28 protein-coding genes are annotated in these 19,250 nt (G+C 60.0%); 18 read left to right on the top strand and 10 right to left on the bottom strand.

Going from position 1 to position 19,250, the window contains the following annotated elements:
* From AAG813_RS07715 to AAG813_RS07775, 13 genes are all read left to right on the top strand, one after another.
* Positions 1-432: EF-Tu/IF-2/RF-3 family GTPase (locus AAG813_RS07715; RefSeq protein ID WP_341913576.1), on the top strand; the 432-nt coding region annotated here is incomplete at its 5' end.
* A 25-nt stretch (positions 433-457) separates the two neighbouring features.
* On the top strand, positions 458-772 hold the full coding sequence (gene rpsJ / locus AAG813_RS07720) for a 30S ribosomal protein S10 (protein WP_007838118.1): 315 nt from the start codon (positions 458-460) through the stop codon (positions 770-772).
* A gap of 205 nt (positions 773-977) precedes the next feature.
* On the top strand, positions 978-1,658 hold the full coding sequence (gene rplC / locus AAG813_RS07725; protein WP_096671107.1) for a 50S ribosomal protein L3: 681 nt from the start codon (positions 978-980) through the stop codon (positions 1,656-1,658).
* Positions 1,658-2,278, top strand: a complete 621-nt coding sequence (rplD, locus tag AAG813_RS07730) for a 50S ribosomal protein L4 (protein WP_077593710.1) — start codon at positions 1,658-1,660, stop codon at positions 2,276-2,278. The genes rplC and rplD overlap by 1 nt, the downstream gene beginning before the upstream one ends.
* On the top strand, positions 2,275-2,601 hold the full coding sequence (rplW, locus tag AAG813_RS07735; RefSeq protein WP_077593711.1) for a 50S ribosomal protein L23: 327 nt from the start codon (positions 2,275-2,277) through the stop codon (positions 2,599-2,601). The genes rplD and rplW overlap by 4 nt, the downstream gene beginning before the upstream one ends.
* 2 nt (positions 2,602-2,603) lie before the next feature.
* Positions 2,604-3,428: a 50S ribosomal protein L2 gene (gene rplB / locus AAG813_RS07740; protein WP_077593712.1), complete on the top strand. Its 825-nt coding sequence runs from the start codon at positions 2,604-2,606 to the stop codon at positions 3,426-3,428.
* Between the two features lie 9 nt (positions 3,429-3,437).
* Positions 3,438-3,716 (top strand): 30S ribosomal protein S19, encoded by a 279-nt coding sequence (gene rpsS / locus AAG813_RS07745; protein WP_077593713.1) that lies wholly within the window; start codon positions 3,438-3,440, stop codon positions 3,714-3,716.
* A gap of 9 nt (positions 3,717-3,725) precedes the next feature.
* Positions 3,726-4,055, top strand: coding sequence for a 50S ribosomal protein L22 (gene rplV, locus AAG813_RS07750; RefSeq protein WP_077593714.1), 330 nt, complete (start codon positions 3,726-3,728; stop codon positions 4,053-4,055).
* 15 nt (positions 4,056-4,070) lie between these two features.
* Complete coding sequence (gene rpsC / locus AAG813_RS07755) at positions 4,071-4,988, top strand: 30S ribosomal protein S3 (protein ID WP_096671111.1); 918 nt, start codon at positions 4,071-4,073, stop codon at positions 4,986-4,988.
* Between the two features lie 24 nt (positions 4,989-5,012).
* Positions 5,013-5,429 carry a 50S ribosomal protein L16 gene (rplP, locus tag AAG813_RS07760; RefSeq protein WP_077593716.1) on the top strand — a complete coding sequence of 139 codons (417 nt, stop codon included), beginning with the start codon at positions 5,013-5,015 and terminating at the stop codon, positions 5,427-5,429.
* Positions 5,430-5,440: 11 nt separating this feature from the next.
* Positions 5,441-5,647 (top strand): 50S ribosomal protein L29, encoded by a 207-nt coding sequence (rpmC, locus tag AAG813_RS07765; protein WP_096671169.1) that lies wholly within the window; start codon positions 5,441-5,443, stop codon positions 5,645-5,647.
* Positions 5,647-5,916 (top strand): 30S ribosomal protein S17, encoded by a 270-nt coding sequence (gene rpsQ, locus AAG813_RS07770; protein ID WP_096671113.1) that lies wholly within the window; start codon positions 5,647-5,649, stop codon positions 5,914-5,916. Before rpmC ends, rpsQ begins: the two co-directional genes overlap by 1 nt.
* Positions 5,917-6,107: 191 nt before the next feature.
* Positions 6,108-6,614 (top strand): peroxiredoxin, encoded by a 507-nt coding sequence (locus tag AAG813_RS07775; protein ID WP_341913592.1) that lies wholly within the window; start codon positions 6,108-6,110, stop codon positions 6,612-6,614.
* A gap of 155 nt (positions 6,615-6,769) precedes the next feature.
* Here the strand turns inward: AAG813_RS07775 and AAG813_RS07780 are convergent, their stop codons facing one another.
* Both AAG813_RS07780 and AAG813_RS07785 read right to left on the bottom strand, forming a co-directional pair.
* Positions 6,770-7,267: a GNAT family N-acetyltransferase gene (locus tag AAG813_RS07780; protein ID WP_341913593.1), complete on the bottom strand. Its 498-nt coding sequence runs from the start codon at positions 7,265-7,267 to the stop codon at positions 6,770-6,772.
* A gap of 82 nt (positions 7,268-7,349) precedes the next feature.
* Positions 7,350-8,030 (bottom strand): cytochrome b/b6 domain-containing protein, encoded by a 681-nt coding sequence (locus AAG813_RS07785; protein WP_341913595.1) that lies wholly within the window; start codon positions 8,028-8,030, stop codon positions 7,350-7,352.
* A gap of 218 nt (positions 8,031-8,248) precedes the next feature.
* Between AAG813_RS07785 and AAG813_RS07790 the strand changes: the two genes are divergently transcribed.
* On the top strand, positions 8,249-8,704 hold the full coding sequence (locus AAG813_RS07790; protein ID WP_341913597.1) for a cytochrome c: 456 nt from the start codon (positions 8,249-8,251) through the stop codon (positions 8,702-8,704).
* A gap of 170 nt (positions 8,705-8,874) precedes the next feature.
* On the opposite strand, the gene AAG813_RS07795 is transcribed toward AAG813_RS07790, so the two are convergent.
* Both AAG813_RS07795 and AAG813_RS07800 read right to left on the bottom strand, forming a co-directional pair.
* Complete coding sequence (locus AAG813_RS07795; protein ID WP_341913599.1) at positions 8,875-9,219, bottom strand: c-type cytochrome; 345 nt, start codon at positions 9,217-9,219, stop codon at positions 8,875-8,877.
* An 8-nt stretch (positions 9,220-9,227) separates the two neighbouring features.
* Positions 9,228-9,740 (bottom strand): TlpA disulfide reductase family protein, encoded by a 513-nt coding sequence (locus tag AAG813_RS07800; protein ID WP_341913601.1) that lies wholly within the window; start codon positions 9,738-9,740, stop codon positions 9,228-9,230.
* A 16-nt stretch (positions 9,741-9,756) separates the two neighbouring features.
* Between AAG813_RS07800 and AAG813_RS07805 the strand changes: the two genes are divergently transcribed.
* Positions 9,757-10,461, top strand: a complete 705-nt coding sequence (locus tag AAG813_RS07805) for a DUF4197 domain-containing protein (RefSeq protein WP_341913603.1) — start codon at positions 9,757-9,759, stop codon at positions 10,459-10,461.
* A 208-nt stretch (positions 10,462-10,669) separates the two neighbouring features.
* On the opposite strand, the gene AAG813_RS07810 is transcribed toward AAG813_RS07805, so the two are convergent.
* The 6 genes from AAG813_RS07810 to AAG813_RS07835 form a co-directional block, all read right to left on the bottom strand.
* A complete protein-coding gene (locus tag AAG813_RS07810) occupies positions 10,670-11,653 on the bottom strand; it encodes a PhnD/SsuA/transferrin family substrate-binding protein (protein WP_341913605.1) in 984 nt (327 codons plus the stop codon).
* Between the two features lie 536 nt (positions 11,654-12,189).
* Entirely contained in the window at positions 12,190-12,726 is a 537-nt protein-coding gene (locus AAG813_RS07815) for a GrpB family protein (protein WP_341913608.1), read from the bottom strand.
* On the bottom strand, positions 12,723-13,157 hold the full coding sequence (locus AAG813_RS07820) for a DUF1801 domain-containing protein (RefSeq protein ID WP_341913610.1): 435 nt from the start codon (positions 13,155-13,157) through the stop codon (positions 12,723-12,725). Before AAG813_RS07820 ends, AAG813_RS07815 begins: the two co-directional genes overlap by 4 nt.
* Positions 13,154-13,672, bottom strand: coding sequence for a hypothetical protein (locus AAG813_RS07825; RefSeq protein ID WP_341913612.1), 519 nt, complete (start codon positions 13,670-13,672; stop codon positions 13,154-13,156). The genes AAG813_RS07820 and AAG813_RS07825 overlap by 4 nt, the downstream gene beginning before the upstream one ends.
* The gene (locus AAG813_RS07830; protein ID WP_341913614.1) at positions 13,669-14,400 is read right to left on the bottom strand and encodes an alpha/beta hydrolase family protein; all 732 of its coding nucleotides are present in this window, start codon (positions 14,398-14,400) and stop codon (positions 13,669-13,671) included. The genes AAG813_RS07825 and AAG813_RS07830 overlap by 4 nt, the downstream gene beginning before the upstream one ends.
* The gene (locus AAG813_RS07835) at positions 14,400-15,635 is read right to left on the bottom strand and encodes a CaiB/BaiF CoA-transferase family protein (RefSeq protein ID WP_341913616.1); all 1,236 of its coding nucleotides are present in this window, start codon (positions 15,633-15,635) and stop codon (positions 14,400-14,402) included. Before AAG813_RS07835 ends, AAG813_RS07830 begins: the two co-directional genes overlap by 1 nt.
* A gap of 286 nt (positions 15,636-15,921) precedes the next feature.
* Between AAG813_RS07835 and AAG813_RS07840 the strand changes: the two genes are divergently transcribed.
* The 3 genes from AAG813_RS07840 (at position 15,922) to AAG813_RS07850 (ending at position 19,079) form a co-directional block, all read left to right on the top strand.
* Entirely contained in the window at positions 15,922-16,512 is a 591-nt protein-coding gene (locus tag AAG813_RS07840) for an SLATT domain-containing protein (RefSeq protein ID WP_341913618.1), read from the top strand.
* Positions 16,513-16,535: 23 nt separating this feature from the next.
* The gene (locus AAG813_RS07845) at positions 16,536-18,221 is read left to right on the top strand and encodes a hypothetical protein (protein ID WP_341913620.1); all 1,686 of its coding nucleotides are present in this window, start codon (positions 16,536-16,538) and stop codon (positions 18,219-18,221) included.
* 123 nt (positions 18,222-18,344) lie between these two features.
* Positions 18,345-19,079 (top strand): hypothetical protein, encoded by a 735-nt coding sequence (locus tag AAG813_RS07850; protein ID WP_341913622.1) that lies wholly within the window; start codon positions 18,345-18,347, stop codon positions 19,077-19,079.
* The last annotated feature ends 171 nt before the right edge of the window (positions 19,080-19,250 follow it).

The following is a 19,250-nucleotide window of genomic DNA, read 5'->3' on the forward strand; positions in this document are numbered from 1 at the left end:
CAGAAAACCATCTGCACCGGCGTGGAAATGTTCCGCAAGCTGCTTGACCAGGGTCAGGCCGGCGACAACGTCGGTATCCTGCTGCGCGGCACCAAGCGTGAAGACGTCCAGCGCGGCCAGGTGCTGTGCAAGCCCGGTTCGATCAAGCCCCACACCCACTTCACTGGCGAGATCTATGTCTTGTCCAAGGACGAGGGCGGCCGCCATACCCCTTTCTTCAACAACTACCGTCCCCAGTTCTACTTCCGCACGACGGACGTGACCGGTGCGATCGAGTTGCCAGAAGGCAAGGAAATGGTCATGCCAGGCGACAACGTGTCGATCACCGTCAAGCTGATCAACCCGATCGCCATGGAAGAAGGTCTGCGTTTCGCCATCCGCGAGGGCGGCAAAACCGTCGGCGCCGGTGTCGTGGCCAAGATCATTGCGTAATTCGCTCCATACTTAAGGAATTACCATGGCTACCAAGCAAAAAATCCGCATCCGCCTGAAGGCGTTTGACTACAAACTGATCGACCAGTCGGCCGCCGAGATTGTGGATACTGCCAAGCGCACCGGCGCGATCGTCAAGGGCCCCGTGCCCCTGCCGACCCGCATGAAGCGTTTTGACATCCTGCGTTCGCCCCACGTCAACAAGACGAGTCGCGACCAGCTGGAAATCCGCACGCACCAGCGCCTGATGGACATCGTTGACCCGACGGACAAAACCGTTGACGCGTTGATGAAGCTCGACCTGCCCGCCGGTGTGGACGTCGAAATCAAGCTGCAGTAAGCAAGAAGCGGGGTTGCGGCGAAAGCCGGAGCCCCAAAAAAACGAGGTTTCAGCGCAGATTTGCCATCGCGGGCAGTCTGCGCTATACTCTTGGGCTGTCCTGAACATGCTGTGCATGGCTGGGGCGGTTTTATTAACAGTCTTTCACATCAAAACGTCTGCGGCCAATTGAAGTCGCAGCGGTGGAAGTTACGGAGAAAAAAGCATGAGTCTGAGCAACTCCCTCGGGTTGCTGGGCCGCAAGGTGGGCATGATGCGTCTGTTCACTGATGATGGGGATACCGTTCCTGTCACAGTGGTAGATGTGTCTAACAACCGTGTGACCCAGGTGAAAACCCAAGCAAACGACGGCTACGATGCCCTGCAAGTGGCATTTGGTGCGCGCAAAGCGTCGCGTATCACCAAGCCGGCCGCTGGCCACCTTGCGAAAGCAGGCGTTGAAGCCGGTGAAATCCTGAAAGAATTCCGCGTGACGGCTGACGTCGCAGGCAAATATGCCGCTGGTACTGTTGTGCCCGCTGCTGACGTGTTTGCAGTCGGCCAAAAGGTGGACGTGCAGGGTACTTCCATTGGTAAAGGCTTTGCCGGTACCATCAAGCGTCACAAGATGAGCTCGCAGCGCGCGTCGCACGGTAACAGCCGTTCGCACAACGTTCCCGGCTCCATCGGTATGGCGCAGGATCCCGGTCGCGTGTTTCCCGGTAAACGCATGACGGGCCACCTCGGTGACGTCACCAAGACCACGCAAAACCTCGACATCGTGCGCATTGACGAAGCCCGTCAACTGCTGATGATCCGTGGCGCTGTGCCTGGTTCCAAAGGTGGTTTTGTGACGGTTCGCGCCGCCATCAAGGCCAAACCAACTGCTGCCAAAGGAGCGAACTGATGCAGGTCGAACTCCTGAATGACCAGGGTCTGGCTTCGTCCAAAGTGGACGTGCCTGATACCGTTTTTGGTCGCGAATACAACGAAAGCCTGATTCACCAGGTGGTCGTGGCCTTCCAGGCCAACGCCCGCCAGGGAACGCGTGCCCAGAAAGACCGTGAGCAGGTCAAGCACTCGACGAAAAAGCCGTTCAAGCAAAAGGGTACTGGCCGCGCTCGCGCCGGTATGACTTCTTCCCCGCTGTGGCGCGGAGGCGGTCGCATTTTCCCGAACATGCCTGACGAAAACTTCACGCAGAAAATCAACAAGAAGATGTATCGCGCCGGCATGGCTTCGATCTTCTCCCAGTTGGCACGTGAAGGCCGCCTGGCTGTGGTGGACTCATTGACCGTGGATTCGCCAAAGACGAAAGTCCTGGCCGACAAATTCAAGGCCATGAACCTCAAGTCGGTGCTGGTCATCGCTGACGAGGTTGATGAAAACCTGTACCTGGCTTCACGCAATCTGGTGAACATTCTTGTGGTCGAACCCCGCTACGCGGATCCGCTGTCGCTGGTTCACTACAAAAAGGTTCTGGTCACCAAGGCCGCCATGGACAAACTCAAGGAGATGTTTGCATGAGCGCCGTGAACACCAAACCAAAATTTGACGAAGGCCGCCTGATGCAGGTGCTGGTCGCCCCCATCGTGTCTGAAAAGGCAACCATGGTCGCGGACAAATCCAACGCCGTGCTGTTCAAGGTCCTGCAGGACGCCACCAAACCCGAAATCAAGGCCGCTGTGGAATTGATGTTCAAGGTGGATGTCAAGGCCGTTTCTGTACTCAACCAAAAAGGCAAGACCAAGCGTTTTGGCAAATCCACTGGCCGTCGGGACAACATCCGTAAAGCCTATGTGACGCTGAAGCCCGGTCAAGAGCTGAACATCGGTGGGGAGGCTGCGTAATCATGGCTGTCATTAAAATGAAACCCACCTCCCCCGGCATGCGCGGGATGGTGAAGATTTCCCGGGATCACCTGCACAAGGGTGAGCCTTACGCGCCGCTGCTGGAGCCACAATTCCAGAAAGCCGGCCGTAACAACAACGGGCACATCACGACACGCCACAAAGGCGGCGGTCACAAGCACCACTACCGTGTGGTGGACTTCAAGCGCAACAAGGACGCCATTCCGGCCAAGGTCGAACGTATCGAGTACGACCCCAACCGCACGGCCCACATTGCGCTGATCTGCTACGCCGACGGCGAGCGTGCCTACATCATTGCCCCTCGCGGCCTTGAAGTTGGTGCGACGCTGGTCAGCGGTGCCGAGGCTCCGATCCGTGTCGGCAACACCCTGCCGATCCGCAACATTCCGGTGGGCTCGACGATTCACTGCATCGAGATGCAAATTGGCAAGGGCGCGCAGATTGCACGTTCCGCCGGTACATCGGCGACGCTGCTGGCTCGTGAAGGCATCTACGCCCAGGTGCGCATGCGCTCCGGCGAAGTGCGCAAGATCCACGTTGAATGCCGCGCCACGATTGGCGAGGTCGCCAACGAAGAGCACAGCCTGCGCCGTCTGGGCAAGGCCGGTGTCAAGCGCTGGATGGGTATCCGCCCGACCGTTCGCGGTGTGGTGATGAACCCGGTCGACCACCCGCACGGTGGTGGTGAAGGCAAGACCGGCGAAGGTCGCCATCCTGTCGATCCATGGGGTAACCTGACCAAAGGCTACCGCACCCGCAACAACAAGCGCACGCAAGTGATGATTGTTTCGCGTCGCAAGAAGTAAGGCCAGGAAATGACACGTTCACTCAAAAAAGGTCCCTTTGTCGACCAGCACCTGGTAGCCAAGGCTGATAAAGCCGTTACCAACAAAGACAAAAAGCCGATCAAGACCTGGTCGCGCCGCTCCATGATCCTGCCCGAGTTCATCGGCCTGACCATCGCCGTGCACAACGGCAAGCAGCACGTCCCTGTCTACATCACCGATCAAATGGTTGGCCACAAGCTGGGCGAGTTCGCACTCACCCGGACTTTCAAAGGTCATCCGGCTGACAAAAAAGTTGTGAGAAAGTAAGGAAAGACCATGGAAACACGTGCAACCCTCCGGGGCGTTCGTCTGTCGGTCGACAAGGGCCGTCTGGTCGCTGACCTGATTCGCGGCAAAAAAGTGGATCAGGCGCTCAACATCTTGAACTTCACGCAGAAAAAAGCTGCCGGAATCATCAAGAAGGTGGTCGAGTCGGCTATCGCCAACGCTGAACACAACGATGGCGCCGACATCGACGAACTGAAGGTGAAAACCATCTACGTCGAACAAGGCACCACGCTCAAGCGTTTCTCGGCGCGCGCCAAGGGCCGCGGCAACCGTATCAGCAAGCCCACGTGCCATGTGTACGTTGTGGTTGGCAATTAAGAAGGCAGACAGGATATGGGACAAAAAATCAACCCAACCGGGTTCCGCCTTGCCATCAGCCGTAACTGGTCCAGCCGCTGGTACGCGAGCAACAAAGACTTCGCCGGCATGCTGGCCGAAGACATCAAGGTTCGCGAGTACCTGAAAGCCAAGCTGAAGAACGCCGCGGTGTCGCGCGTTCTCATCGAGCGCCCCGCTAAGAACGCCCGCATCACGATTTACTCGGCTCGTCCGGGCGTTGTGATCGGCAAAAAAGGCGAGGACATCGAGAACCTCAAGAAAGAACTGAGCCGTCAGCTTGGCGTGCCGGTCGCCGTGAACATCGAAGAAGTTCGCAAGCCTGAAATTGATGCCAAGCTGATCGCAGACAGCATCACCCAGCAGCTTGAGAAACGCATCATGTTCCGCCGTGCGATGAAGCGCGCCATGCAAAACGCCATGCGTCTGGGTGCCCTGGGCATCAAGATCATGTCGTCTGGCCGCCTGAACGGCATTGAAATCGCTCGTTGCGAGTGGTACCGCGAAGGTCGCGTGCCCCTTCACACCCTGCGCGCCGACATCGACTACGGCACCTCTGAAGCCAAGACCACCTATGGTGTGATCGGCGTCAAGGTCTGGGTCTACAAGGGCGACACCCTGGGCCGCGGCGACTCGCCGGGCGCCCGTCTGGATGCCGCACCTTCGGATGAAGAGCGCAAGCCACGCGGCCCGCGCCGCGATGCACGTCCTGGCGATCGTACGGACCGTCCGTCCGCACCCCGTGGAGCCGCACGCCCAGCGCGCGGTCCTGTCGGTGGTGTGAATACGGCCCCTGCAGATGGCAGCGACAAACCGGCTGAAGCTACCCCTGGTAGCGACGCCCCGAAAACCACCGTTAAGCGCGTCCGCAAAGCCGCGCCAGCTGCAGCAGCTGACGGTGCCAAGACCGAGTAATCGGTCTAACTACGGAGAATACAAATGCTGCAACCCGCTCGCAGAAAATATCGCAAAGAGCAAAAAGGCCGCAACACCGGCATCGCCACCCGAGGCAACTCGGTGGCATTCGGTGATTTTGGTCTGAAGTGTACCGACCGCGGTCGCCTCACTGCTCGTCAAATCGAAGCCGCACGTCGTGCGATTTCCCGTCACGTCAAACGTGGCGGCCGTATCTGGATCCGTGTCTTCCCGGACAAGCCGATTTCCCAAAAGCCTGCTGAAGTGCGTATGGGTAACGGTAAAGGCAATCCCGAGTACTACGTGGCTGAAATCCAGCCCGGCAAGATCGTTTTTGAAATCGTCGGTGTGCCTGAAGAGCTGGCCCGCGAAGCGTTCCGCCTGGCATCTGCCAAGCTGCCGCTGCGCACCACCTTCGTCAGCCGCATGATTGGCCAGTAAGGGAAATGACCATGACCAAATCTACTGAACTGCGCAAAAAAGACGTTGCCGGCCTGCAAACCGAAGTCAAAGAGCTGCAAAAAGCCCACTTTGGCCTGCGCATGCAAAAAGCCACGCAGCAACTCACCAACACCGCCACGCTGCGTTCTGCGCGCCGTGACATCGCTCGTGCCAAAACCATCCTGGCCGAGACCATCGTCAAGCAAGGAGCGAAATAATGACGGAAGCTAAAAAATCCCTCAAGCGCACCCTGGTTGGCCGTGTGGTCAGCGACAAGCGCGCGAAAACGGTGACGGTGCTGGTCGAGCGTCGTGTGAAGCACGAGCTGTACGGCAAGATCGTGTCCCTGTCGAGCAAGTACCACGCCCATGACGAAAAGGGCGAGTACAAGACGGGTGACCTGATCGAGATCACCGAAAGCCGCCCGATTTCCAAGACCAAAAACTGGGTTGTGACCAAGTTGCTGGAAAAAGCTGCTGTGGTCTAAGCCCTCCGGGGTTGACCGCAAGTCATTAAAAAGGCCCACGATGTGGGCCTTTTTTGTTTCCGCTCTCAGCCGCCCTCATGTGGGCGCCCGCAATGAGCGGCGGGGCTTTCACCGGCCGTTGAACGCCCCGGCCGGAATCGTTGAAAATGGCGGATGACCGTTTTCACACCCCTCATCCACAAGGAGACACCATGATCAAAGTAGGCGACACCCTTCCCGCGGCCACGCTGATGGAATATTCGGAAGTCGAAGGCAATGGCTGCAGCATCGGCCCCAACCCTGTTGACGTGAGCAAGGCAGCGGCTGGCAAAACCATTGCGCTGTTTGGCCTGCCGGGCGCGTACACGCCGACCTGCTCCGCCAAACACGTGCCTGGGTATGTCGAGAAATACGACGAACTCAAGGCCGCCGGTGTCGATGAGATCTGGTGCGTGAGTGTCAACGACGCTTTCGTGATGGGCGCCTGGGCGCGCGACCAGAAGACCGGGACCAAGGTCCGCATGCTGGCCGACGGCAGCGCTGACTTCGCCAAGGCCACCGGCCTGACCCTGGACCTGACCGCGCGCGGCATGGGCCTGCGCAGCAACCGCTATTCGATGCTGGTCAAGGACGGCAAGGTGGCTGCATTGAACGTGGAAGGCCCCGGCAAGTTTGAAGTCAGCGACGCTGGCACCCTGCTGGCACAAGCCAAGAGCTGAGTCCCGGTCCGGGCACGCCGGACTGCTCTCGCAAACAAGCCGCAGATCGCAGGACCTGCGGCTTTTTTTGTGGCTGCCAACGCATGAAGCCAGCGCTCAAATGCTATGAAAAAAGGAGCTACTTGCGCCCGCTGAATAAGGGCTGGAACCTGATGTCATTGCAAATCCACCTTCAGATAGTGAGCGCCCGCTATCGGGTTATGGTAGTAGGGCGGGATGTCCTTGAAACCCAGATCCTCGTACAGCGCCCGGGCCGCCTCCATGTCGTTGAGGGTGTCGAGCAGGAGGCTGTGGTAACCCGCGATACGCGCAGCATCCAGCACCGCTTCGGCGAGTTGCCGTCCCAGCCCGAAGCCGCGAAAGGCGGGGCGCACATACAGGCGCTTCATCTCACAGGCGTTGGCGTAGTCCACCGTCTCCAGAGGGCGCATTGCGCAGCAGCCGGCGATCTCGCCGTCCACCAGGGCCAGCAGCAGGCAGCCCTGGGGTGGCGCATAGTCGCCCGGCAGCCCGGCCAGCTCGGCCTCGAAGTTCTGGAAGCAGAGGTCAACGCCCAGCTGGTGGGCGTACTCCTGGAAAATCAGGCGTGTGGCGGCCAGCTGTTCCGGCGTGGCCGGGGTGATGAACTCGATGGTGGGAGAAGAAGCAGACATGGCGCGGTGAAGTCGAACCCAGTGTATCGGGATTTGCCGGCGCCCCGCCCGGGACTTGCCCGGGTCTGCGTTACAGGCGGTGTCAGAACGCGGGCGTGCCCAGGCTGCTGATCCAGTAAACGCCGGCCGCGCAAACGAGCAGCACGCCCAGGGCCAGCAGCCGCGAGGCCATGTCATCCCGCGAAGCGGGTGCAGCCGTCACCAGCTCCTTGTCGCCGTGCAGCATGGCACCCACCAGATTGTGTTTGCGCCACAGGTAGAGCGCGATGGCCGCGATGTGCAGCACCACCAGCGCCAGCAGAATCCACTTACCGATGTTCTTGTGGTAGTTGGTCGCCAAGCCGACGGTAGCGTTGGAGACAAACCGCGTCAGCGGACCCGAGAAGGCGATTTCGTCATCGCTGAGCAAGCCGGTGCCGACCTGCGCCAGCAGGAAGCCCAACATGGCAAACACCGACCCGGCGCCGATGGGGCTGTGCCCGATGCCGTGTTCGGGCTTGCCTTTTCCCTTGAGGTAGTTGATCACGCTGGCCGGCGAATAAATGAAGGCCCCAAAACGCGACCAGCGTCCGCCCACCAGCCCCCAGACGATGCGAAACAGCAGCAGCGTCAGCACCGAATAACCGAAGCGGAAGTGCCAGACCATGGCGTTGCCGCCCAGGGTGCCGGTGATCGCCAGCCCGATCACCGCGGCGACCAGCGCCCAGTGAAAAAGCCGTGTGGGCAGGTCCCAGACGCGGATTTTGTGGATGTGCTGGTTCATGCGTGACCCCTCTTGTTGTGTCTGCTGGTTGGGCCGTCATGCAGCCATGGTATGTTTCATGCGTCGGGTTCAGCGCCCGGCCGCTTTTCCTTGGTGCTTACCCTAGTCCTTTGGTTCCAGTGGAACTTTACATCCGGGAAATAGCTCCTTCGACTGGCAGTCTATCGGGAAGCACTGCCCCATCGCCAGAACATCTCAAAAACCACGAGGAAAAATAAATGAAAGCTTTCGCCTGTATTGCAGCTGCAGCCACGCTGCTCGCCCTGGCCGCACCGGCCTCCGCCCAGTTCGCCAAACCTGAAGACGCCATCAAGTACCGCCAGAGTGCCTTGTCCGTGATGGGCACACATTTCGGCCGCCTGGGCGCCATGGCCAACGGCCGCGTTCCGTTCGACGCCAAAGTCGCTGCGGACAATGGCGAGATCGTGGCTGCCATGGCCAAGCTCCCTTGGGCCGGCTTTGGCGCGGGCACGGACAAGGGTGGCAACACCAAGGCCAAGCCTGAAATCTGGACCGAGCAGGCCAAGTTCAAGGAGCACAGCGACAAGCTGCAGGTGGAAACCACCAAGCTTGCCGCCGCCAGCAAGACCGGCAGCCTGGACAGCCTGAAAACGGCCTTTGCCGCGACTGCCGATACCTGCAAGGCTTGTCACGACGCGTTCCGCAACAAGTAATTGCACGGCCTGCAGGCCAGCGTGATGCTGGATCAGCCCCTGCGGCCTGACCGGCCAGAAGAAAGGCCAGCCTCGTTAAAGAGGCTGGCCTTTTCATTTGAGCGGAGGCCCGTATGGAGGCCGCTTGGACCCACCGCCTCACGCGTGGACCGGGGTTGCTCCTGGCCGCCTCAGCGCCCACCCTCCATGATCCAGCGTATCAGTTGCTGCGCGTCTTCCTGACTCAGGCGCTCGTGGGCATCGATGTGGCCGAAGAAGGTGCCCTGGCGCAGCTTCTCGACCAGAGCGTTCTCCGCGCCAGCGTTGTTGCGAAGCCTGGCGTAACGCTCGGTCAGCTCTGCGAAAGTCGGGGCGTTCTTTTTGGGCGGGTTGCCATGACATTTGTAGCACCCCTTGTCCAGCGCCAGTTGAGAGCTGGCCGAGGCCGCACCTGGCAGCATCAGCGGGCCCGTCAGGCTCAGAGCCATCAACCCGGCGAAGCGCAGGGCGGCTGATGGTCTCGTGTCGAGGGCCACGCCAGCGTTCAGGTCTCGGCCAGCAGCTTCTCGATCAGCCGGTGCAGGGCCGCAAAGTCCGGCTCGCCGACGTACTGCTTGACGATTTCGCCGCGCTTGTTGACCACGTAGGTCGTCGGGGTGAGCTGCACGTCGCCCCAGGCCTTGGCCACTGCGCCAGTGTTGTCGATGGCCACCTTGAACGGCAGCTTGCGTGTTTCGGCGTAGTTGACGACGTAACTCGGCGGGTCGTAACTCATGGCCACGGCCAGCGTGTCATACCCCTGGCCCTGGTACTTGTTGTAGGTGGAGATGATCTGGGGCATCTCGGCCACGCAGGTCACGCAGCTGGTGGCCCAGAAGTTGACCAGGGTGACCTTGCCCTTGAGGTCCGCCGTCGTCTTCTTGCTGCCGTCGAGCAGCACAAAGGTCGACTCGGGGGCCAGCTGCGCGCCGCCACAGCCGGCCAGGCCGGCAAGGGTCCCCAGCACCAGCGCCGAGGCGAGGGCGATGCGGCATACTGCGCTTGAAACTGAACTCATAGGGAAGGATCTCATCATGCAACGTCGCAATTTTAACCAGGCCGGTCTCAGCGCACTGGGCATGCTGGTCCTGACCACCTACCAGCAGGCGCAGGCCCTCTCGCTGGGCGACCTGAGCAATACAGAAGCAACCACCGGCCTGAAAGCCGCCCTCGAAAAAGGCGCCTTGGCGGCCGTGGCCCTGCTTGGCAAGACAGATGGATTCCTCGGCAACCCGAAAGTTCGCATTCCCTTGCCGGGTTACCTTGAAGATGCGTCCAAACTGCTCCGCAATTTCGGGCAGGGCAAACGCATCGATGAGCTGGTGACCGCCATCAACCGCGCCGCCGAAGCCGCCGTGCCCATGGGCAAGGACCTGCTGGTGAGCGCAGTGCGCTCCATGAATGTCACCGACGCCAAGAACATCCTGGCCGGCGGCGAGACCTCGGTCACAAACTTCTTTGCCGAGAAAACCCGCGCCCCGCTGGGGGTGAAGTTCTTGCCGGTGGTCACCCAGGCCACGGCCAAAGTGGGGTTGGCCAACAAATACAACGAGTTCGCCGGCAAGGCCGCCGGTTTTGGCCTGGTCAAAAAGGAAGACGCCAACATCCAGCAGTACGTCACCGGCAAGACGCTGGACGGGCTCTACCTGATCATCGGCGAAGAAGAAAAGAAGATCCGCCAGGACCCGGTGGGTACCGGCAGCGCGATCCTGAAGAAGGTGTTTGGGGCGATGAAGTAAGCCCACCCCCGTCCAGGCTCACTGCGTGTAGCCTGTTCCCCCCTCGAGGGGGCGGCGCCTCGCGCCCGGCAGAGCTGGATGGCCCCCGCTGGTGAAAAACATCCCCACCGCGCACGCCCACAGAACTCTTCAACCAAGCCGGGACCGCAGGTCGGGCTTTGCCCGCCCGCAGGCGCAGCGCCCCACACACAGTGGGGCGCGTGGGGGCCTACTTCTTCGCGGCCTGTGCCAGCTGTGTCTTGCGATAGACCTCCATCACCGTCGCAAAGTCGCGGTCGAAGTTGATCGGCAGGAAGGTGTCATTGCCCGGCAGCTGCTTGCGCAGGTTGGGCGAGAAGCTGTAGCTGTAAGAGCATTTCTTGACCCGCGCCTGCAGTTCCGGCGACACGTCTTTGCCCATGGTCCAGGTCTCCGTCATGAAGGGCGGGCTTTCCCACAGCGTGCGAATGCTGGAGGCTCGCACATCGCCCTTGACGATCATGCGCTGGTACAAATCGCTGGCGACGGCCGCACCCGGGTAAAACCCGTGCATCACGCCGGTGACGGAGCGCTCGTGCCCGTTCGAAAACACGACTTCGTAGTCCTTGTCGGGCGTCAGGCCCAGTGCCGGAAACAGCGCACGCGGCGCCAGGTTGCCGGAGTTCGAGGTGGGCGTGGTGTGGGCGATTTTCTTGCCGGCCAGGTCCTTGGGAACCTGGTAAGGGCTGTCGATGCGGGTGATCAGGATCAGTTTGTAGGAGTTGCGCACGCCGCTGGCCTTGTTGCCGGGCACACCAAACGGCGCGGGCTGCCCTGCGGTCACCAGCTGTGCGGCCAGCCCCGGGTTGACCTGCGCCAGCTGGGCCTTGCCGGTCGAGATGCTGTCGATCAGCTCCTTCTCGCCGAGGATGTCGACGTTAGTGGTCTTGTCCAGCGATTCGCCCTGGGCGTTTTGCAGGTCGATGTTGCCGCAGCGTGACAGGTGGCTGAAGTAGTCGCCCCACAAGGCCATGGTTTCGCTTTTGCCGTAGGTCTTGGGCATGGCCACCACCATTTTTTCGCGCGGGCCGCTGTACGCGGACACCGGGGCAGCAGCCGCCTTGGCCGCGGCTTTCGCGCGTGCCGTGGCACTGTTGCTGTCGGTCTGCGCGGCCACTGGACCCAGGATCAATGCGGCGCCCGAAAGCAGCACCCCGTACTTGCGGAATCTCATGTCAATCTCCCTTATAGATGTTGGATAAAACGCAGGGACCGGGTCCGCTGCGTCGAGCAGTCAGCACTGCCCGTGAGGCCAGTTTGCACGAAAAAAGGACTTTTCAAACAACCGCTTACATTCCATTCGACAGGAAAAAACCAATCACGCGGCGTGGCTTGTTCAAGCCGCCGCTCAATTTATGGACGGGTCATGTCGGCAAGTAATGCTTAATGACGCGTTCATCACCTGAAAGGGCCCTGCTTGGTGAAAACGGGCTAGCGCCATGCCTGTTTGACGAGAGGCGCCTTGACGCGCGCAAGCGGAAAATTCTTTGCGTTGAGATGTTGCGTCCTTGTCACGAATCGGGCGCGAGGCATTCCGCGAGAGCGTCGGTGGCGGACACCGGCCGTGTGCTGCCGCGGCGTGGGCCACGGCGAGGCGGGGGCATGGATGAAAACATCAAAAAACGGCTGCAGCCCTTGTATGCAGGGCGCAAGTAGCTATCAAAAAGGGAGTGATCGTGGGCTTTTCCGCCCCTGCCAGCTGGCGGCCGCTCAGTCGTCGCCCGACAGCGAGTTCACAAACGCGGTCTTGGCGCTGGTGTAGGCCTCGCGGTCGGTCGGGTGCCGGACGGCCAGCTCGGCCTTGAGGGCGGCATAACGCGCCGCAAACACGGGGCTGGCGCGCAGTGCATCGCGAAAGCGCAAATGCCGGGTCCACACCGGGCCGCCCTGCACAACAATGTGCAGGTGGTGTGTGCGGTGTCCGTCGGCGCAGCGCATGAACCACTGGCGGTCAGTCAGCGTGGCATTGAATTCCGCCGAGGTGGTGTAGCCGGCTTCACGCAGCGGTTCGGTCAACGACCTGGCCATGGCCATCGTTTCGACGCCCGCCAGCAGATCCACAATCGGTTTGGCCATCAGCCCGGGCACGGCCGTACTTCCGATGTGTTCGATGTCGACAAAAATCAGCGGAAACAGCGCCAGCAGCCGGTCCCGCTCGGCCACAAACCTGTCCGACCAGGAGGCGTCATAGGCCTGCAGGGCCACCTCTTCGTGAATGGCCGCGTGCAGGGATTCCGCGTCGGTCATGCGCTGGCCTCCGCCTTGTTGCGGTGGTAGGTCAGCGCCATGGCGATACAGAACTTCAGGGCCTGCGCCGGCACTTTCGTGTTCGTGTCGAACACGATGCTGCGGTTTCCCTCGTAACTGAACTCCGTCGGAAAAAGTGTCCGGAAGGTGTCCACCAGCGTGGTCTGGCAATTGAAGTACAGCGCGTACTGCGTGCTGCTGGCCTTCCTGGGCGCGATCCGGATGGTGCTGCCGCTTTTCGAGCCTGCCGTCAGGTAAGCCGGCTCCCCCCACTTCAGGGTTTCCTGGAGTTCGCCCACACCAGCGGTGCTGGCCGCCACCTCGAAGACCATCGCGCGCAAGGCCAGCATCCGCTTCTGGATGGCGACGGGGCAGGCGATAAACACGGCTTCAACGGCCGGGTCTTCAAAGGGAGGCACGGCAGCGCTCATGTTGTCTTGCCGAGGGCGATGGGCGGGCCGATCTGGCGGCCGTCCGCCAGCGCCTTGCGCGCTGCCGTCAGGCGGTCTTCCAGGTAAGCGCCGTAAAAGTCGAGCGAGGCCAGGCCGACCAGCCGTTCCGCCAGCTCCTGACCGGCCGGGCCGAGAAACAGCACCGTGGGCGTGAAGCCGGCCTTCCATGCCGCAATCTGCGCGGCCGCCGTGGTGGCCTTGCCGTCAAAGCCGACCAGCGGCGTGCTGCGGTCGGTGATGTTGAGTTGCCAGGCGTGCAGGCCTTGGTCGCGCCGGGCCGGCAGCAGGTAGTTGCGGCGAACCACCTCGCAATACGGGCAGCCGGTCAGGGTGACCAGCAGCACCAGCGGTTCTTTTTGGGCGGCGGCCGCTTGTGCGGCAACGGGCAGCGAGACCGGCACCGGCAGCGCCGTGTCTTTGGCCAGCACCAGGCCCGGCAACAGCAGGCCGCCAGCCAGGGCGGCCGTGAAGTGGCGGCGCTGCAGGGCACTCATGCGGCGCAGTCGATCAGGATTTGGGTCAGCGCGCCGGGCTCGCTGATCATCGGGTCGTGGCCGGTCTTGAGCTCCACGATCTTCGAGTTGGGCAACCAGGCGCCGTCCCAGAACTTGGGGTCTTTCACGCGCAGGCGGCTCGGCTCGATGGTGGCCAGCGCCGGCTGCGTGCAGTTGACAAAGGTGCGCGGGATCGCGGCCACTCGCTGCACATCAAAGTCCAGCGGTGCCTGGTAGGTGTTGCCGGGGTGCGGCGTCTGCCGGCGCTTGACCCAGGCGTGGTCGGCGTCATGCAGGCCGAAGACTTCGGGGTCGGGCGGCGGAAAGCTGAAACGCGTCGAGGCCTGCGCCGCCGACAGGCGCTGCTGCTGCGTCGCCGCCGACTGCGTGCTGCTCCAGCTCTCGCCGGGCTTGGGCACAACGGCATCGACATACACCAGGTGTTTGAGGTGTTTGCCGAGACGGTCGGCCACGGCCGTGCCAATCATTCCGGCGTAGGAGTGCACCGCCAGGATCACGTCGTGCAGCTCTTCCACCTCGATGGCGCTGATCACGTCGTCGATGTGCGTGTCCAGCGTGATGCTGGGCGCCAGCAAGTGCGCGCGCTCACCCAGGCCGGTCAGCGTGACCGCGTGCACGCGGTGGCCCTGCTGCTGCAGCGCCAAGGTGACGCGTTGCCAGCACCAGCCGCCGTGCCAGGCACCATGAACAAGAACAAAATTCGCCATCAGATCACCTCTTTCAATTTCAGGTCAGACAGTTGCGCGTCGGAGTAGTTCAACACACTGCGCAAGACTTCCTCGGTGTGCTGGCCCAGCATGGGTGGTGGCAGGTCGGTGCGGACTGGGGTAGCGCTAAGTTTCATGGGGCTGGACACCAGCCGCAAGTGATTTTTTACCGGGTGCAGCCAGTCTGTGACCATGTGCCGCGCTTCGACTTGCGGATCATCAAACACCTCGGCCAAATTGTTGATCGCGCCGCACGGCACCTTGGCCGCCTCCAGCGCCGCCAGCCAGTCGGCCTTGCTGCGGGTTTTCATCACGGCCTCCAGAATCGGCACCAGCTGGGCGCGGTTGAGCACGCGGTCGCGATTCTTGGCAAACAGCGGGTTGGTCGCCAGCTCCGGGATGTTGGCCACCGTGCAGAACTTCGCGTACTGGCTGTCATTGCCGACCGCCAGAATGATGTGATCCTTGGTTCCATCTGCAGCAGGTGCGACCTCGAACACCTGGTAGGGCACGATGTTCTGGTGCGCATTGCCGGCGCGCCCCGGCACCTTGCCGCTGACCAGGTAGTTGGCGCCCAGGTTGGCCAGCATCGCCACCTGCGTGTCCAGCAGCGCCATGTCCACCTGCTGGCCCTCGCCGGTTTTTTCGGCATGGCGCAGCGCGGCCAGAATCGCCACCGTTGCGTACATGCCGGTCATCAGGTCCGACACCGCCACGCCCACCTTCTGCGGCCCGCCACCCAGGTCGTCACGCTCACCCGTCACACTCATGAGCCCGCCCATACCCTGGATGGCGTAGTCGTAGCCCGCACGTTCGGCATACGGCCCGGTCTGGCCGAAGCCGGTGACCGAGCAGTACACCAGCTTGGGGTTGAGGACTTTGAGCGAGGCGTAGTCCAGCCCGTAACGCGCCATGTCGCCGACCTTGAAGTTCTCGACAAAGACATCGCAATGCACCACCAGCGCACGGATCAGCGCCGCGCCTTCGGGCTTGGCAATGTCACAGGTCAGCGAACGTTTGTTGCGGTTGGTGCCAAGGTAATACGCAGCTTCCTGCGTTTCGTGGCCCTGCGCGTCTGTCAGGAAGGGCGGGCCCCAGGTGCGCGTGTCGTCGCCCGTGCCGGGCCGTTCGATCTTGATGACGTCGGCGCCCAGGTCGGCCAAAGTCTGGGTACACCAGGGGCCCGCGAGCACGCGGGAGAGGTCGAGGATGCGGATGCCGTCTAGGGAGTTCATGGGGGCATTTTGCCCTGAGGAAGGAGGCAGGTGTCAGCGGGATGTGCGCGGTTGGTGGAGCTAAAAGGCCACACCTCCTCCGATCAGGGGACGGGCCGAATCAGATAGAGCCCTAGAATTCGCTGGAAACTATTGCCGGGCTTGGTGACTTCATTTATCGGTGTAAATTCGGTCCAACTCCTCGCAATGCCAATACAGGGCCATTCCAAGGGGATTACATGTCCAAGTTACACCGCAAGCGCCAGGCTGTATCGCAGGCCTCGCGCCCTACATTAAGTTAGAACACATGAACGGCGTCGCATACACAGTCGAAATTCTCGACAAGCTTCGATGGAACGCGCACCTTGGCAAACACAAGCATTTCCAAGCCGGAAATCGTGGCCGCAAGCACCATGTGACGTTCGGCATCCCAGTGGTTCTAATAAACATTGCGCTTGGCTCAGTTCTATTTGCTTTTCTAGGTGAAGACGGGGCGTTTCCACAATGGGCAAAGTGGAGTGGCGCGACCCTAACCTTAGTAGCTGCAGGCTTGGGAGCCATTCAAACGTTCTTCAATTTTGAGAAGCAGTACATGGAGCACAGGGCAGTCGGCAATGAGTACCTTGGCATCGCGCGAGAATGTGAAAGACTTCTGGCACTATTTTTTGATGGCCTGCTTCCGCTGCAAGAGCTGTCTCAAAACATTGAGCGCATCAACATCGAATACGCGAAAGTAAACGCTCGGTCAGAGGGCCTCACCGTGTCGCCAAAGGAATTCGAGGCTGCGCTCGCTGTGCAGGAGAATAAAAAGTCGGCGGAGACCTCCTTATTGCAGCGCTATTCGCAGGGCGTGAGTTCTAACCTTCCCTTAAAGCCGACGCCTGACGGCGCCGCTTAAGTCAAACGTTACCTCAGAACGTCATGTCAGAAAGACCAACCGATGAACAGAAGGCCTACGAGGCCCGCCTCCAGCGCAGACTTCAGATACTCAAAAAGCAGTTCGAGGCTGGCAAAATTCGCATAGCCGAGGGCCTTGAGGTTATCGAAAGCCTTAAGCGGGTACGAAGCGCACCCGACGGCACAGTCGATCTATCAACCGTTGATGGTCGAGTGCGTTCAATGGCACTTGCCGTTGAGGCAATGCATGATCGCGAAGAGATGAAGAAGTCCGCATCGCTCGCGGAGATTCAAAAGACCTACTTTGATTTCCTCGAGCAGAACTTCGGTAGGTTCTTCAAAGTGATGGTTGATCGCGGGCTAACGCCTCACGATGCCGGGATCGCGCTTTCTAGAACTCCGTCAACCGTCGCCGAACTAAACCGTAATCTTCAAGAGTTTCTCAAGGTCATCGAAGACTTCTGGGCCTCGGCTGGTCCGGTTGCCACCGCTCACGTAGAAGACATGAATGAGTCGCTGAAAGGCGTTTTCGGCGGCGATCTATTTCCATCATCCGAAGAGAACATCGCTTCAAAATGTTCGCTTTACACGGACACACTTGTTCTTCCTGATCCGTATCTTCGTTCTAAACACATGTTCGAGCGAATGTCAGAGGAGAAGAAGACCTACTATCTCATCAAGCACGCTCTCAATCTCCTTCAATACCGCGATTTGGCATGTGCGGACATTGATCCACCTATAGTCGTCATACTTCCAGATGCTTCTGCCCTTGAAGATGACGAAAAGCAGTATTTCTACAAACTTGGGCAGCAAGACGCCGTGCTTCACGGCGCCCGAGTATTCGGACGACAGTTCGGGTCGTTTGAAGAGATGATGGATTTTTGCGAGGACCTAGACACAGTTGAACGAGCTGCTACCGAGGTTCGCGATCACGAGCGAGTTTTGTTTGACACTGACTGGGAGGGATCCTTCGTCGAACAACTAGAGCGGGCAACGCGAAGTGACGTGTATTCGGGCCTCCTTGGTACAACTAATCCTGGAGTCATTCTGGCGTCGCAAGCACTCGGCAGGATGAGCACAAGTAATGAGCTTTTAGTCAAGGCACGTCGCCTGCGCGGCACGCCAGTGTTGGATGCTCCAACATCTTGGCAGTACCTCGTCTGGAAGCTGGAGTACGACGCAGTGCAGGCCTCAGAGATCGATGGTTTGCGAGATATTCACACGGTCCGAGGCCTTCAGACGCTCGCTTCGAGCGAGATGAGGTGGCTCGGTCGTGTTCCCCCAGCGGCACTTATTGAAGTGAGGAAAGCTGGGGCACTCAACGACGTACGCAATATTCTGGCTAAAGGCATAGAGGAACTTGCTACCGCTGATCCGACGAACTTTCACCGAACAAGTGATCGTGTGTTTGACAACATTCACGCGGCTTTCACAGAGCACCAGAAGAATATTGAGACTCTTGCCGAAAAGAAATGGAAGTTCGCCGGTAGCGACATCGGGTCATGGGTAGTCGTAGGATCGTTGGCCGCCACGGCCGCGGCAACAGGGACTCCAGTTTGGGGTCTAGCTGCATTGGCAGCTGACCAACTGCTGAAGGCCCCCAAACTCCGCGACATTCCTAAGTCGATTAGGGATTTGGCAGATGAAACGACCACACTCAAACGCTCGCCCGTCGGGATGTTGTTTAAGCTCAGCAAGGACGCGGGCTGAGCGCTCTTTCCAGAAACCGCCTGCGGCAAATGCTGATCTCTTAATTTAGACCTAGCAATGCCGACCTGTGCCTACTGCAAACAAGACCGACCGGCCACACGAGAACACGTCATCCCTGCCTTCATGTATGCACTTCAAAAGCAGGCTGGCGGTAGCTTCATCGGCTGGAACGAAGTCATCGAAAAGATGGTGGGCGGTGAAGCCAAGGTGAAGGATGTCTGTGCCGACTGTAACAATAGGGTACTCGGTGAGCTTGATGCCTACGGCAAAAATTTACTGAGCGAGTCCGGGATACTTGTCCACAACTACTTAAAGAGGACGGTAACCCTTCAGTATGACTACGCACTACTGCTTCGCTGGCTTTTAAAGATATCGTTCAATTCTTCTAGAACAGATGGAGCTCATAGCCACCTCTTTGAAGAACACATCGCATTCATACTTGGAGCTGCGGAAGTGCCATCGCGCTACAGAGTAGCCACCGCGGCATACCTCGCATCTTCGGTCGCGCTGGATCAATCACAACTTAACGTGGAACCGTTCCGGACTGCGGCGCGCGGCTCCAGCACGTTAAATCCCTTTCTAGTCCGTATCTGCTACGGTTTCGATCCGCGTTGCGACTTCTATACCCTCAGAATCAATATCTTTGGGCCGTTGGTCTTCTACATGTTGATTTTTAATGAGGGTACCTTGCCGGGTCACGCCGCATCAGCCGTTAGACGCTTCTTGAAGCTCACGCCAGGCGCCGTTGAAATGGCACCAACTACGCGACTCATGCAACTGCAAGCAGGCGCAAAGACCTGGCTTGACCTGTACGCTAACCAGGTTCAACGAGTTCATTCCATCGCCCGGCGGGGTTAACCCCCGCACAACCGGAGCGCCGGTAACAGACCACTAGATCTGCTCGACTGGTTGGCTCGAGAGTTAGCTCCACCACTCAGCGTCCAAATCCAGCACGTAGCCGCGCGCCCCGCGACGATGTAAGACGTTGCGCCTTTATGGAAAACCGGCAGGCTACCAGTCTCACAATCG

The organism is Polaromonas sp. YR568 (assembly GCF_943371715.1).
GTDB lineage: Bacteria > Pseudomonadota > Gammaproteobacteria > Burkholderiales > Burkholderiaceae_C > Polaromonas.